The following is a 13,274-nucleotide window of genomic DNA, read 5'->3' as shown; positions in this document are numbered from 1 at the left end:
GGTATTAAGGTCCGGGAGGTATTCAGAATGGGAGATCTGCTGAAACTTGAGGGTAAAAATATCGTAATCATGGGTGTGGCGAATGAGCGGAGCCTAGCCTGGGGTGTCGCCAAGCAACTGTATGAGACAGGGGCGAACCTGATCTTTACAAACCGCCAGGAGCGGTCCCGTACAAAGCTCGAGCGGGCACTCGAAAAGGAAGGCCATAGCGCACGCATGATCGTCCAGTGTGACGTGAATGATGACGAAAGCATCAAGGAAGCTTTTGCTGCAATCGGCGAAGAAGTGGGTACGATCCATGGCATCGTCCACTCGGTGGCCTTTGCAAAAGCGGAAGACCTGAAAGGGGACTTCGTCGAGACGTCCCGTGACGGCTATGCATTCGCACAGGACACGAGCGCATATTCCCTGGTAGCAGTTGCCCGGGAAGCGAAAGCGTACATGTCCGAAGGCGGGGCGATCGTGACGATGACCTACCTCGGTGCAGAGCGCGTACTGAACGGCTACAACGTCATGGGCGTCGCGAAGGCCGCACTTGAAGCGTCGGTCCGGTACCTTTCCAATGATCTCGGAAAAGACGGTATCCGCGTCAACGCAATTTCAGCAGGTGCCATCCGTACGCTCGCTGCAAAAGGGGTACCGTCGTTTAACACGATTATGCATCAGATCGAGGAGACCGCACCGCTCAAGCGCAATGTCGATCAGCGGGAAGTCGGAGATATGACCGTTGCCCTGCTGTCCAATATGGGAACAGGTGTGACAGGCGAAGTCATCTATGTCGATGGCGGCTATCATATTATGGGATGAATGCACATCAGTCCGGAAGGCCATTTGCCTTCCGGACTTTTATAATTGGTGACTTCCCATATAGTTCATTCATACCGAAACATGTTTTTCCTCTTGTGCTTATGATGAAATTGTGAAACAATCATTTCATACTTGAATAGGCAATCCTTCGGGGCAGGGTGAAATTCCCGGCCGGCGGTGATGGGCACATGCCCTCAGTCCGTGACCCGTATTCGTACGGTGGACCTGGTGAAACTCCGGGACCGACAGTTAAAGTCTGGATGGGAGAAGGAGCCGCGTTTGAACACACCTGTGTTCAACGTTTATTTATCTATGTTTTCATGCCCCGTATCGAATGATGCGGGGCTTTTATGTGCATGCGGCACAATGGCTGACAGATTCGAAAAGAGAAAGGAGCACTGCTCTTGACTGACGAGGAACTGGCATCCGGCCAGACACTGCAGACTCCGCCGCCGTCAGGGACCGACGACGCATCAGACGGAGGGACCCTCGATAGCAGACGGATTAATCGTATTGCAGACATAAAAGTTGAATGCAGACGGACCAGATCGATTACCCGTCCAATCATCAGCTTCCGCGACTTTGAACTGCCTTTTACATTGTTTCATTCTGCCGTTACAGCCGATGGCAGGATGACAGCCCATCCCGGGCACAGCCGCTGCATCACAAGCAATCAAGCCAGTAATGCTTCATTCCTGCCCAAGAATCGCCACAAGGCTATTCCGGCCGGAATTGGAACCATTCTTCACAAATTCCCTCTCCTGCCCTCCCGTTTGCCCCGCGGAGGAAAACACCCCATTCGAGTCATTACGGACACGCTGATACCGGTCCAAATCCATCTTAAATATAGCTGTGCTGATGCGACGGATGATCTGATCGGCAAGCTGCAACTCCTGCCCGTTCCACTTATCACTTTGACAGGACAGTTCTGCAGTTCGTTCAGACTATTGGTTGCCGCATCACCAAGGAAAGGATGATCCCATGTTCACCGGAATCATTGAAGAAATCGGGACGGTCCGGTCGGTAACACCCGGGCGGGATGCCGCAACACTTGAGATTAGTGCGTCTGTCGTTCTGGAAGATGTCCGGCTCGGCGACAGCATCGCAGTCAACGGCGTATGTGTGACCGTAACCGAGTTCACCCCGGATGCCTTCAAGGTAGACCTGATGCCGGAAACACTGAAGGCGACGTCACTTGCGTCCGTAAAGAACGGTACCCCCGTGAACCTGGAACGCGCACTACGTGCCGACGGGCGTCTTGGCGGACATATTGTATCAGGCCATATCGACTGCACGGCGAAGATCCGGTCAAAGCGGTCGGTAGGAAACGCCATTTACATCGAACTATCTGTCCCGAGCGAATACTCGGTCTACCTCGTCCGGAAAGGATCCGTAGCGCTGGACGGGACCTCTCTGACTGTATTTGACGCTGGAAAAGATTCGATTACGGTTTCACTTGTTCCGCATACACGGGCCTCGACGATTCTTGGAACGAAAATGCCCGGGGACCTGGTGAACCTGGAATGCGACATCCTCGCAAAGTATGCGGAGCGGATGCTGCAGCCGTCTGCGGGACGTGCAGATAGCCTGTCACTCAACACGCTCAAGGAAAACGGCTTTGCCTGATGAAAGGGGAGGAAGAGATGTTTTCATCGATTGAAGAGGCATTGGAAGATCTGAAAGCAGGCCGGCCCGTGATCGTAACGGATGATGAGGACCGGGAAAACGAAGGGGACCTTCTCGCCATTGCGGAACTGGCAGATGCGGAAACGGTGAACTTCATGGCGAAGCACGGCCGCGGTCTTATCTGCATGCCGATTACGGAAGAAAAGGCGGCAGCCCTGCAGCTTCCCCTGATGGTTGCAGAAAACACCGATTCATATGGCACAGCTTTCACAGTCAGCATCGATCATAGCACGACGACCACAGGCATCAGCGCCGGGGAGCGGTCAGAGACGATCCGTCGCGCAATGGATCAGGATGCCGTACCCGGAGATTTCCGGCGCCCCGGTCATGTGTTCCCGCTCATCGCCAAAGCAGGCGGGGTCATTCAGCGGCCCGGACATACGGAAGCGGCCGTTGACCTGGCCAGGCTCGCCGGACATGAGCCGGCCGGCGTCATCTGTGAAATTATGAACGACGACGGCACCATGGCGAGGCTTCCCGAGCTTACGGTAATGGCAGAGGAATTTGGACTCAAACTGATTACGATCGAGCAGCTGATCGAGTACCGAAAAAAACATGACCGCCTGGTTTCCCGAGAAGCGGAAATCCGGATGCCGACAGATTTCGGGGAATTCCGGATGATCGGCTATACCGAGCGGCTAACGGGACAGGAACACCTGGCTTTGATCAAAGGTGAAATCCGGGCCGGCAGCGCTGTACCCGTCCGCATTCACTCGGAATGCATGACAGGAGATGTGTTCGGTTCCCGGAGATGTGACTGCGGTCCCCAGCTCCATGCCGCCCTCCGTCAGATTGAAGAAGAGGGGGAAGGGGTCCTGCTCTATATGAGACAGGAAGGCCGGGGAATCGGCCTTATCAATAAGCTGAAGGCATACCGCCTGCAGGAAGAAGGGCTGGACACCGTTGAAGCCAACGAGCGGCTCGGTTTCCCGGATGACCTGAGGGATTATGCAATAGCCGCTCAGATGCTCAAAGACCTGGGTATCGGAGAAGTCCGCCTGATGACGAACAACCCAAGAAAAGTAGACGGGCTCGCCAAATACGGAATCCGCATCACGGAGCGGCTGCCGATTGAGATGGAGCCCGTGAAGGAAAACCAACGCTACCTGAATACAAAAATGGAAAAGCTGGGGCATCTGCTCCATGTCTGAGGAGGAAAAGGAAATGGTCAACGTATTAGAAGGCAATCTTGTAGGCTCTGAACTGAAAATCGCAATTGTCGCAGGGCGGTTCAATGAATTTATCACGGATCGGCTGGTTGAAGGCGCTCTGGATACCCTCCGCCGGCATGGTGTGGCCGAGGAAGACATTGACGTGGCAAAAGTGCCGGGAGCCTTTGAAATCCCGATTGCCGCACAAAAACTGGCGGCTTCCGGCAAGTATGATGCCGTCATCACGCTGGGCGCGGTCATCCGTGGCGCTACCGCACACTTTGACTATGTTTGTGCCGAAGCTGCCAAAGGCGTCGCAAAAGCTGCCGCCGATACAGGTGTTCCGGTCATGTTCGGCGTGATTACAACCGACACGATCGAGCAGGCCATTGAACGTGCCGGCACAAAAGCAGGGAACAAAGGAGCCGAATCCGCAACAGCTGCGATCGAGATGGCCAATCTGTTGCAACAGCTGAGATAAAAACGTGATCCGATGTAATTTCATATTCGAGTGCTGATAAGCAAATTTGGAGGGTCTCCACTTTTCGTGACCGAACTGGTTGAATTCGAACGAAAGCTGTGGCGGCCCTCTATTTTTATGCGCGAATTTCCTGTATTCTCCTGCAAACAAGCGGGCCTCTCTTTTCCATACGCAAACCGGCCGCCTGATAAATATTACAGAAAGATGACAGCAATCCGCGAAAAGCCACATGCATGGATTGCGTGACAAAAGTCGTTTAATTGTACATAAGAAAACAGAATGATGATTCTTTAATTTTCTTGCATATGAAATAAGTTCCAAAAATGAAGAGCTCAATACAACTTTGTACCTCCATCCCTCATTTGATGAATGCTCTAGTTTTCGTCCAAATCGCATCAACCCTTCAAAAGGTTCATTTTCCAAAATAATGAAGAATATGCATCCGTGCATATCCAAAAGTCCCACTCACATTCCCGCATCCCTTATGAAAAGTCTTACATTCCCTGCTTAGAACTCTTTCGTGCCAACAAGACTTTCCTCCCAGGCCCTAACGGTTCCATAGAAGCATTTCCATTTTTATACTACCGACTATTCAAAAATATCAGATTTTTCGTTGTATAGTAGTGCTAACAACAAAGAAGCAAGACGGCAACAGGATCGGACACTCGCGAACGGAAAGGAGGAGTGGGGTATGGGCCGTCTTTTTTCTTCCCGGGGAATGGGCGGCCTGAACAGGACCGGGCTACACCATTCGAAGGGGAGGAAACGCAATGCCGGGATCGAAGAAGAAAACCACAAAGCTATTGAGCATGGCCGCCACGGTGCTGATGGTATCGTCACTCATCACTCCGGGCCTCGTCTCCGCAGAAAAGCGGACGAGTGTGTCGGCGGTCGATACGGCCAAGGAAGCGCAGGCTAAACTCAGCGACCGGCTGCTCACAGAATTCAAAGACGATGAGAAAGTCACGTTCCTCATCAAGTTCAAGGACAAAGCCGATACGGTGAAGGCGGCGTCCGCTGCCAGGAAAGCAGCCGAGAAAGCCGATCTGTCTTCGCATCAGACCAAGTTGGCGACACGTTCAGCCGTCGTGTCCGAACTGAAAGCGACTGCGCAGTCATCTCAAGCGGACGTCAAAAAGTACTTGACTGCGCTAGAGAAGAGCGGTGAAGCAAAAAATATCCGCCCATACCACATCGTCAACGGGATGGCGGTAACAGCCACCAAAGAAGTGGCGGAAAAACTGGCCGGTTTCTCTGAAGTGGAGAAGATTCTTCCGGATGAAAATCGCCAGCTGTTTGTGACAAAGACGCCGGAAGCGGAAACTCCGAAGTCTAAAATTGCAAACGTCGAGTGGAATGTCGAGAGGGTCAAGGCACCTGAAGCATGGAACCTCGGTATTGACGGCACCGGTACGGTAGTCGCCAGCATCGACACCGGCGTCCAGTGGGACCACCCGGCACTGAAACAACAATACCGCGGTTACAATGCGGCGACCGGCGAAACGAACCACGACTATAACTGGTTCGATGCGACTGTCGGCAATACGACTCCTTATGATGACCAGGGCCACGGCACGCACGTGACAGGCACGATGGTCGGTGCTGAGCCAAACGGCAACAACCAGGTCGGAGTCGCGCCAGGCGCGAAGTGGATCGCCGTTAAGGCGTTCACATCGGCAGGCGGTACGGACAGTGATCTTCTTGATGCGGCACAGTGGATTCTTGCGCCAACCGACTCCGAAGGCAATGCCCGCGTTGACATGGCACCGGATGTCGTCAACAACTCATGGGGCGGAGGACCGGGCCTTGATGAGTGGTACCTGGAAGTCGTCCAGAACTGGCGCGCGGCTCAGATCTTCCCTGAGTTCTCCGCGGGGAATACGACACTCTTCAACCCCGGCGGGCCGGGATCGGTTGCAGCCCCTGCCAACTATCGTGAATCGTTCGCAACAGGCGCGACCGACATCAACAACAAAGTCGCGGGCTTCTCGTTGCGCGGTCCGTCCCCATATGGCGAGATCAAGCCGGACATTTCTGCTCCTGGCGTGAACATCCGCTCGGCGGTCCCGGGAAGCGGCTATGAAGGCGGCTGGAACGGCACTTCAATGGCCGGACCTGCAGTTTCCGCAGTTGCCGCGATGCTCCGCCAGGTGGATGCGGATATCACGGTCGATGAAATGGAGCAGATCCTCACCGATACGGCGGTTCCTCTGACTGACAGCCAATATCCTACCGTTCCGAACCACGGCTACGGCTATGGCCTCGTGGACGCGATGGCAGCCGTATCGTCGCTCATGTCCGGCATCGGCACAATCGAAGGACAGGTCATGAAGGAAGGCGATGATGAAGAAGCGCCGGAATTCAGCCACACGGCACCTGCAGAAACCTATGCCGGAATGGATCTGACGCTCTCTGTCGACATCACCGATAACATTTCGGTCAGCTCGGCAGTCATCAATTACACGGATGCAGAAGGCAATGCCCATTCCGAGGAACTTGTCCGCACAGCGGGCAGTTTCACAGATGGCACCTATGCCATCACAGTACCGGGTGAACATATCGGCGGCGAGCAGTTCGTCTACTCGTTCACCATTAATGACTTCGGTAACAACGAAGTGACGTCCGACGAGTATACTGTGGAAGTCAAGCCGGGCATCACGACCGGCTACTCTACAGATTTCGAAACGGACGCGACCGGCTGGGTATCGTTCGGTGAAGAAAACAGCTGGGAGCAGGGCGTTCCGACTTCCGGACCGGGAAATGCGGCTTCCGGAGAGAACGTCTACGCAACCAACCTTGCTGGCCAATATGCCAACCGCATGAACGCGACACTTGTCATGCCTCCTGTCGATCTTCCTGAAGGCAACAGCTACCTGCAGTTCAAGCACTGGCATAACTTTGAACAGTCCACATCCACAGGACGTGCATGGGATTATGGCCACGTGGTTATCTCCACGGACTATGAAAACTGGACACAGCTCCACATGGTCCAGGGCCAGTCCGACGGCTGGACGGATGTTGAAGTGGACCTTTCCGAGTATGCCGGACAGCGAGTCTATGTGGGCTTCAACGCCTATTCGGACGGCAGTGTGACACGTGACGGATGGTACCTCGACGATGTCGCCCTTTCGGACACTTCCGAATCCACTTCGGGATCTGCGGCAAAAGGCAATAAAGGTAAAGTCAAAGGGAAGAATAACGGCAATCAGCTCGGCCTGATCAAGAAGGAAAACGAAGCGCTGAAGAAAGGCGATCCAATCGATCCGACGACAATCAAGCCGGTCATGCCGAAAAATGAAGTGAAACCTGTAGAAGACGGCCAGAAGCCGGCACCGACGCTTCTCCCTCTTAATGCACAGGTGAGTGTGCTTGAAACCGGATCTTCGGTTTATACGAATCCTGCAGACGGAAGGTATTCGATGCGTACCGCAGCAGGCGACTATACGCTGGTTGCTGAAGCATACGGATATCGTTCCGAAAACCAGAGCGTATCTGTCGGTGCAGATGAAACAGCAACAGCCAACTTCGTCCTTGAAGAAGTTCCGATGAACACGGTCAGCGGTACCATCACGGATTCTTCGGATGGTTCGCCTGTCGAAGGCGCGACCGTTATCCTCGTTGAAGATGCGAATATCGCACCGGTCACAACCGATGCAGAAGGACGCTACGAAATCGAGGCCTACGAGGGCGACTATACGCTTAAGATTGTTGCATCCGGATACCACGGCACAGAAGTGAATGTCACGATCGGCAGTGACCCGGCCGTCCAAGACATCACACTCGAGCCGTTCTACACGGTACCGGGCGGTGAAATCGGCTACGACGACGGCACAGCCGAGAATGCTCGCGCATTCTATGATGCGGGCAACGGCTGGGCAGTGAAAATGTCCCTTCCTGAGGGCAAAGAGCAGGGCATCGTCTCCGCTGGTGTATTCCGGTTCTGGGATACTTCCTGGCCGGTACCGGGCGGAACAGCCTTTGCAGTTGAAGTCTGGGATGCTTCCGGGGCTGACGGAAAGCCCGGCAAGAAACTTGCCGGACCATTCGATGCCACAGCTCTCCGCAACGGCGATTGGACGGTTGTGGACCTGAAAGAGCATGGCATCAATGTCGGAAAAGACTTCTACATGGTCTACATCCAGACCAATCCGAACCCGAACACACCAGGGCTTGCAACGGATGAAAACGGCCAGAATGCAAAACGCAGCTACCAGTTTGTCGGCGGCGCCTGGTCTCCGGCTCCGGCTGCAGAGGGCAACTACATGATCCGTGCAAAAGTGGATTATGAAGTCGCAACTCCTGTGATCACGAGTCCGTCGGATGGCCTGCTGACGAACAAAGCGGACATCACAATCGAGGGAACGGCTTCGGCTTCCACCGATATCCGCCTCGACAATAATGGTGAGGAAGTCGGCACAGCAACAGTCGGTGACGACGGCAAGTTCTCCTTCGATGTGACACTTGCTGAAGGCGATAACACCTTCACGGCTACGTCTGTTCTGAACGGTAAGAATACAGGCGTCTCCGCTCCGGTCAACGTGACGCTTGATACGGCAAAGCCTGAGCTCACGATCGATAGCCCGGCAGATGGTGAAAAGACGAACCGCGAGACTGTCACAGTCCAAGGTTCTGTATCCGACGCCAATCTTGATTGGGTGAAAGTCAACGGCCAGAAAGCGGATGTCCGCGATGGAAAGTACTCCAAGCGCATACTTCTCGATAATGGTGAGAATGTAATCCGCGTGGTTGCACAGGACGCGGCAGGCAACAAAGTGACAAAGCGCGTCACGATCCAGGCGAAATATGGCGCACCGGTCATTGAGAACCTGGTTCCTGCCGGAGACGTCAACCTCAAAACAGGGCAATCTTTCAAGTTCGAGTTTGACAGTGAGCCGGGACTGAAGGCAAGCTTCGTCATCCATATGCCATTGACGAATCTTCCTTCTGCCAATGCGACAGAGCTTCCGATGACGGAAGTTTCACCGGGCCACTATATCGGCTACTGGACCGCACCTGCTGACACGAAAGCGAACGGCGCGCAGCTGGAAGTGAAAGTCAAGGACGACTTCGGAAACGAAGCCCGCAAAACAGCGGACGGCAAGATCTATATCAATATCGATTGAAGAGAGAGCGTTCGGGGCGAAAAGGTCCCGGGCGCTTTTCTATTTATGTGACGCGCGTGAGAGTGACGGATTTTGCGAATGGCGACATCCCCGGGTGAATGACCAGACAGGGAGTGGGAAAACTGATAGGGTGATGGCAGAAAGCTTCCTGAACCTTTGCCTAACTCTGCACCATCGGATAAAACACGGAAAATCGACCTGTTCAACACCTTTCGGGGGATGAGTCACTGCAATGAAGCTTTGGGAATAATTTCACATGGCAATCCGGATTTACATACAATTTTGCCAAGCCCAAAAGCCCTAAAAAAAGTTTGACAAATTGGTGAATAGGATACAAAATAATAACAAGCTTTAAATCCGGCTTAGCCGGGACCATTATACAAGGAGTGGAAACCGTTCATGCAGTGCTATCGTGTTGCACCGGACAAGGAAGCTTCTCGCTGGATGATTACCATAGGAAATCAGGATTTGGAAGAGCTTTTTATTTATAAGGATGAGGCGATTGCCGAAGCAATCTTGCTGGCCAAGGCAAACAGCCCAAGCAAGATCGAGATCTGTGATGAAGCACACGAGGTGGTCGACAAACGCAAGTATTAATGCCGTCATTATCCATTTGTATCATTTATTCCATCGGCCGCCAAACCGGAGAGCAGAGTTATGCTGTTCTCCGGTTTTTATTTATTTCGGATGCAACAAAAAAGCACGGGGAGGGGAGTCCTCACCGTGCTTTTGCAGGAACGTTCATTAATTGTTATTATTGTTGTTATTGTTGTTGCGGGCATTGCCGCCTTTTTCGCCAATCTCTTCATAGAAGCTGCGGTCATGGTTTTCGGAAGTGGCTTCTCCGCCTTTTTTGCCGATTTCGGAGTAAAACTCACTGTCATGGTTTTCCGCAGTCGTTTCTCCGCCACTTTGACCGATTTCAGAGTAGAACTCACTGTCGTGATTGTCAGCAGTGGCTTCCCCGCCCTTGCGACCGATTTCTTCATAGAAGTCTTGGTCGTGATTGCGGGAAGTGGCTTCCCCGCCCATGCGGCCTGCTTCCTCTCTCGACATCTTGTTGTTCTTGTTGTTGTCTGCCATGTTGCATTCCTCCTCAAATTTTATTATTGGAAAGAAGCTATCGCAGCCTCACCCTCTGTATTTCCACTTCTGGAACTTCTAAACTGAAGAAGAAGAACCGTAACGTTTGTAATATTTTTAATCTATCCGTCATATACTATAAGCGTGCATATGCTGGGGGTTTAATCGTTTTAAATGACTTCGGACATCTTGAAACAACACTATTTTTCACAAGTCATAAGTTAAAGGACACTATTAATTCAATTGCCAATAACATGTAGATGCGAGATGCAGGGATTTATAGTAAAATAACGTTAGACTAAACATAAAGAATAAAAAATGGGGAAATGAGAAAGTGAAACGACACCAAATAGAGAAGATCATCCGTGAGACGATGATCCGTGTCGGGGTGAAACGTGAAGTCCGTTTAGAGAGAAACGGCATCAACATGACCTATCACTTTATCCATGATTACATCACGTTTGACCCTGACCGGATTCCTGAGGCGGTCGCAGAGCAGATCCGCCCGGTTTCGATGGAAACATATGTGGCCGCCATCACGATGCACGAGCTGGGACATGCACTGGACCGCAGGGCGCTGCTTGCCGGGCTATCGCTTTCACGGGAAGTTTATCAGATGAAGAAGACAGCGCCTCCCAAGATTCTGGAGCGCAATCCTGAATATATGGCAAAAGTCATTCTTGAAGAAGAGCGGAGTCTGGTTGCCGAAAAGACTGCCTGGGGAAATGCCGAAGAGCTGAACCGAAAATACCGCGTGATCAGCGAACTGGATTTTGCGGCAATCAAACGACAGTCACTTTCATCCTATGAACGCCGTCTGGCCAGAAAAGTCAGGGTGTTCCGTGCGGCAGCCGGGGAAGACGTCGGCGAATGATAACTAGTTTCTATATAGAATGGAGAAGCACCATCCTGAAATCTGGGATGGTGCTTTTCATATTGGTACCGGATATTGCCAAAACCTGTCGGACCCCGTACAATTAATTCAAATTATTAGAAATTGGGGAGATCCATTTGGCCTATATGATCCCGGAAACGATACGGTCATCGGCAACAGCCGGCGAGCGTTTGCTTTTCCGCACGATGAAACAAGTTCTTCCGGATGACGTGATTGTTTACTATGAACCGGAAATCCACGGCCGCCGTCCGGACTTTGTACTGATTGGGCCGGATTTTGGAATGGTCGTTCTGGAAGTCAAAGATTATACACGCAACACGCTCTATCAATTAAATAAGGACGAGTGGACGTTGCTGACTTCCGCAGGAACGCATGCGACCGTTAAAAACCCGGCGTTGCAGGCAAAAGAATACATGTTCCATATAAAAAACGTTCTGGAAAAGGATCAGTCCCTCGTCCATCTTGAGGGAAAGTACCAATTTAAACTAAAGTTCCCCTGCGGTTACGGTACAGTTTTTACGAGGCTGCACGAAAAAGACATGGTGCAGGATCATCTCTATACCATTCTGGACCCGAAACGTACGTTCACGAGAGATACGATCGACCCGGATCATGAAGGGTTCTCCGAGGAGCAGTTCACCGAAAGGATCTATTCATTGTCATCGATGACTTTTCCTTTGCGTGAGCCGCTCAATCGGAAGGAAATTGACGCGATCCGCTATCACCTGTTCCCGGAAGTGCGTATCAGTGCGGAATTCCGCGAGCAGGTCCCTTATAAAGATCAGCTGCTGCTTTCACTTCGGGATCTGAAAGCGATGGACCTCCATCAGGAAAATCTCGCCAAACAATTGGGTGATAAAAACCGTCTTATACGGGGTGTGGCAGGCAGCGGCAAGACACTTATTCTGGCAAGCCGCGCCAAACTTCTGGCAAAAGAGCATCCGGACTGGAAGATTCTCATCCTCTGCTACAATATCTCTCTTTCCCGTTCCATCGAGTCGCTGGTCCGGAGGATGATGAATGAGCCGGACACCCTGTTTGATTTTGACCATGCTTTCGGACAGGATCGCAAAAATCCAACCGGCACCGGCAATATCATTGTCCGTAACTTCCATGCTTGGCTCCGCAATGACCTGAAAATAAGTGAAAAGCAGATTCCGTTTTATATCACTAAGCTGAAGGCAGGCGAGGCAGTCCTTCCAGGCTATGACGCCATCCTCATTGATGAGGGCCAGGACTTTGAACCGGAGTGGTTCCAGTTGGTCAGCAGCCTGCTGAATCCTGAGACAAAGTCACTGCTGCTTGTGGAAGATCGGGCGCAGTCGATCTACAAGCGCAAGCGCTCGTATGTACAAGATACGGGGCTTGATTTCCGTGGTCGTTCAAAAGTTCTCAATATCAACTACAGAAACACCGCGCAGATTGTCTCGTTTGCGTGGGACTTTTACCGCGTCCACTCCACACTAAAGCAAAAGGTGGTCACGAAGGATTTCGAAGGGGAGATCATCGCTCCGCAGAGCACAAAGCGGAAAGGGTATGAACCGGGCATCGTGCGAAGAAAGGATTTCTTCGAAGAGGCCGCCTATGTGGCCAAGCAGATCCGGCTACTTCATGAACAGCGCAGTGTCCCTCTTTCCGGTATGCTGATCCTCTACCGGGTCCGGAAATGGGGAGCCTATGATTACGTGGATGCACTGAAAAAAGCGCTTAAAAAGGAAGGGCTCCCTTATTACTGGCTAACTGAAACGCCGGAGTCCAAACGGAATTATGACCGCAATGCCGAAACTGTCACGATCAGTACAATTGACAGCAGCAAGGGTCTGGATTTTCGTGCCGTTTTTATCGTGCATCTGGATATGTTGCCGTTCCCGCTGGAAAAAGATGAGGAGCGGGAAGCATCACTCCTTTATATTGCGATGACCCGGGCACAGGAGTATCTGTGTCTCACCTATTCGGGGGAATCTGCGTATACCCGCTATTTTTCCGACATTGCAGATGAACGGAGGCAGCAGCTTATTCGCGATAGAATGAGCTGATGGCACTGACCA

At 52.2% G+C, this 13,274-nt stretch carries 10 protein-coding genes and 1 riboswitch; of the genes, 9 read left to right on the top strand and 1 reads right to left on the bottom strand.

Going from position 1 to position 13,274, the window contains the following annotated elements:
• Positions 1-27: 27 nt before the first annotated feature.
• From fabI to AV656_RS16275, 7 genes are all read left to right on the top strand, one after another.
• Positions 28-807: an enoyl-ACP reductase FabI gene (gene fabI, locus AV656_RS03845; protein ID WP_063179096.1), complete on the top strand. Its 780-nt coding sequence runs from the start codon at positions 28-30 to the stop codon at positions 805-807.
• Between the two features lie 140 nt (positions 808-947).
• Positions 948-1,083: riboswitch (FMN riboswitch) on the top strand.
• A gap of 128 nt (positions 1,084-1,211) precedes the next feature.
• Positions 1,212-1,784, top strand: a complete 573-nt coding sequence (locus AV656_RS16280) for a dihydrofolate reductase family protein (RefSeq protein WP_156484794.1) — start codon at positions 1,212-1,214, stop codon at positions 1,782-1,784.
• Positions 1,785-1,788: 4 nt separating this feature from the next.
• Positions 1,789-2,433: a riboflavin synthase gene (gene ribE, locus AV656_RS03835; protein ID WP_063179092.1), complete on the top strand. Its 645-nt coding sequence runs from the start codon at positions 1,789-1,791 to the stop codon at positions 2,431-2,433.
• 17 nt (positions 2,434-2,450) lie between these two features.
• Complete coding sequence (locus AV656_RS03830) at positions 2,451-3,644, top strand: bifunctional 3,4-dihydroxy-2-butanone-4-phosphate synthase/GTP cyclohydrolase II (protein ID WP_063181196.1); 1,194 nt, start codon at positions 2,451-2,453, stop codon at positions 3,642-3,644.
• Positions 3,645-3,657: 13 nt separating this feature from the next.
• Positions 3,658-4,125 (top strand): 6,7-dimethyl-8-ribityllumazine synthase, encoded by a 468-nt coding sequence (ribE, locus tag AV656_RS03825; protein WP_063179090.1) that lies wholly within the window; start codon positions 3,658-3,660, stop codon positions 4,123-4,125.
• Between the two features lie 770 nt (positions 4,126-4,895).
• Complete coding sequence (locus AV656_RS03820; protein ID WP_063179087.1) at positions 4,896-9,248, top strand: S8 family peptidase; 4,353 nt, start codon at positions 4,896-4,898, stop codon at positions 9,246-9,248.
• A 399-nt stretch (positions 9,249-9,647) separates the two neighbouring features.
• The gene (locus tag AV656_RS16275; protein WP_156484793.1) at positions 9,648-9,845 is read left to right on the top strand and encodes a DUF2188 domain-containing protein; all 198 of its coding nucleotides are present in this window, start codon (positions 9,648-9,650) and stop codon (positions 9,843-9,845) included.
• Positions 9,846-9,992: 147 nt separating this feature from the next.
• On the opposite strand, the gene AV656_RS03815 is transcribed toward AV656_RS16275, so the two are convergent.
• On the bottom strand, positions 9,993-10,331 hold the full coding sequence (locus AV656_RS03815) for a KGG domain-containing protein (RefSeq protein ID WP_063179085.1): 339 nt from the start codon (positions 10,329-10,331) through the stop codon (positions 9,993-9,995).
• A gap of 334 nt (positions 10,332-10,665) precedes the next feature.
• Between AV656_RS03815 and AV656_RS03810 the strand changes: the two genes are divergently transcribed.
• Positions 10,666-11,205, top strand: coding sequence for a hypothetical protein (locus AV656_RS03810; RefSeq protein WP_063179083.1), 540 nt, complete (start codon positions 10,666-10,668; stop codon positions 11,203-11,205).
• A 137-nt stretch (positions 11,206-11,342) separates the two neighbouring features.
• Positions 11,343-13,262: a 3'-5' exonuclease gene (locus tag AV656_RS03805; protein ID WP_063179081.1), complete on the top strand. Its 1,920-nt coding sequence runs from the start codon at positions 11,343-11,345 to the stop codon at positions 13,260-13,262.
• Positions 13,263-13,274: the final 12 nt, after the last annotated feature.

The sequence above is a fragment of the Bhargavaea cecembensis genome (assembly GCF_001619585.1).
Classification (GTDB): Bacteria; Bacillota; Bacilli; order Bacillales_A; family Planococcaceae; genus Bhargavaea; species Bhargavaea cecembensis_A.
This window is presented reverse-complemented; position numbering and strand designations above follow the sequence as displayed.

Coding starts and splice junctions, on each gene's coding strand:
- fabI (WP_063179096.1), top strand. CDS start 28: ATGGGAGATCTGCTGAAACTTGAGGGTAAAAATATCGTAATCATGGGT.
- ribE (WP_063179092.1), top strand. CDS start 1,789: ATGTTCACCGGAATCATTGAAGAAATCGGGACGGTCCGGTCGGTAACA.
- AV656_RS03830 (WP_063181196.1), top strand. CDS start 2,451: ATGTTTTCATCGATTGAAGAGGCATTGGAAGATCTGAAAGCAGGCCGG.
- ribE (WP_063179090.1), top strand. CDS start 3,658: ATGGTCAACGTATTAGAAGGCAATCTTGTAGGCTCTGAACTGAAAATC.
- AV656_RS03820 (WP_063179087.1), top strand. CDS start 4,896: ATGCCGGGATCGAAGAAGAAAACCACAAAGCTATTGAGCATGGCCGCC.
- AV656_RS16275 (WP_156484793.1), top strand. CDS start 9,648: ATGCAGTGCTATCGTGTTGCACCGGACAAGGAAGCTTCTCGCTGGATG.
- AV656_RS03815 (WP_063179085.1), bottom strand. CDS start 10,331: ATGGCAGACAACAACAAGAACAACAAGATGTCGAGAGAGGAAGCAGGC.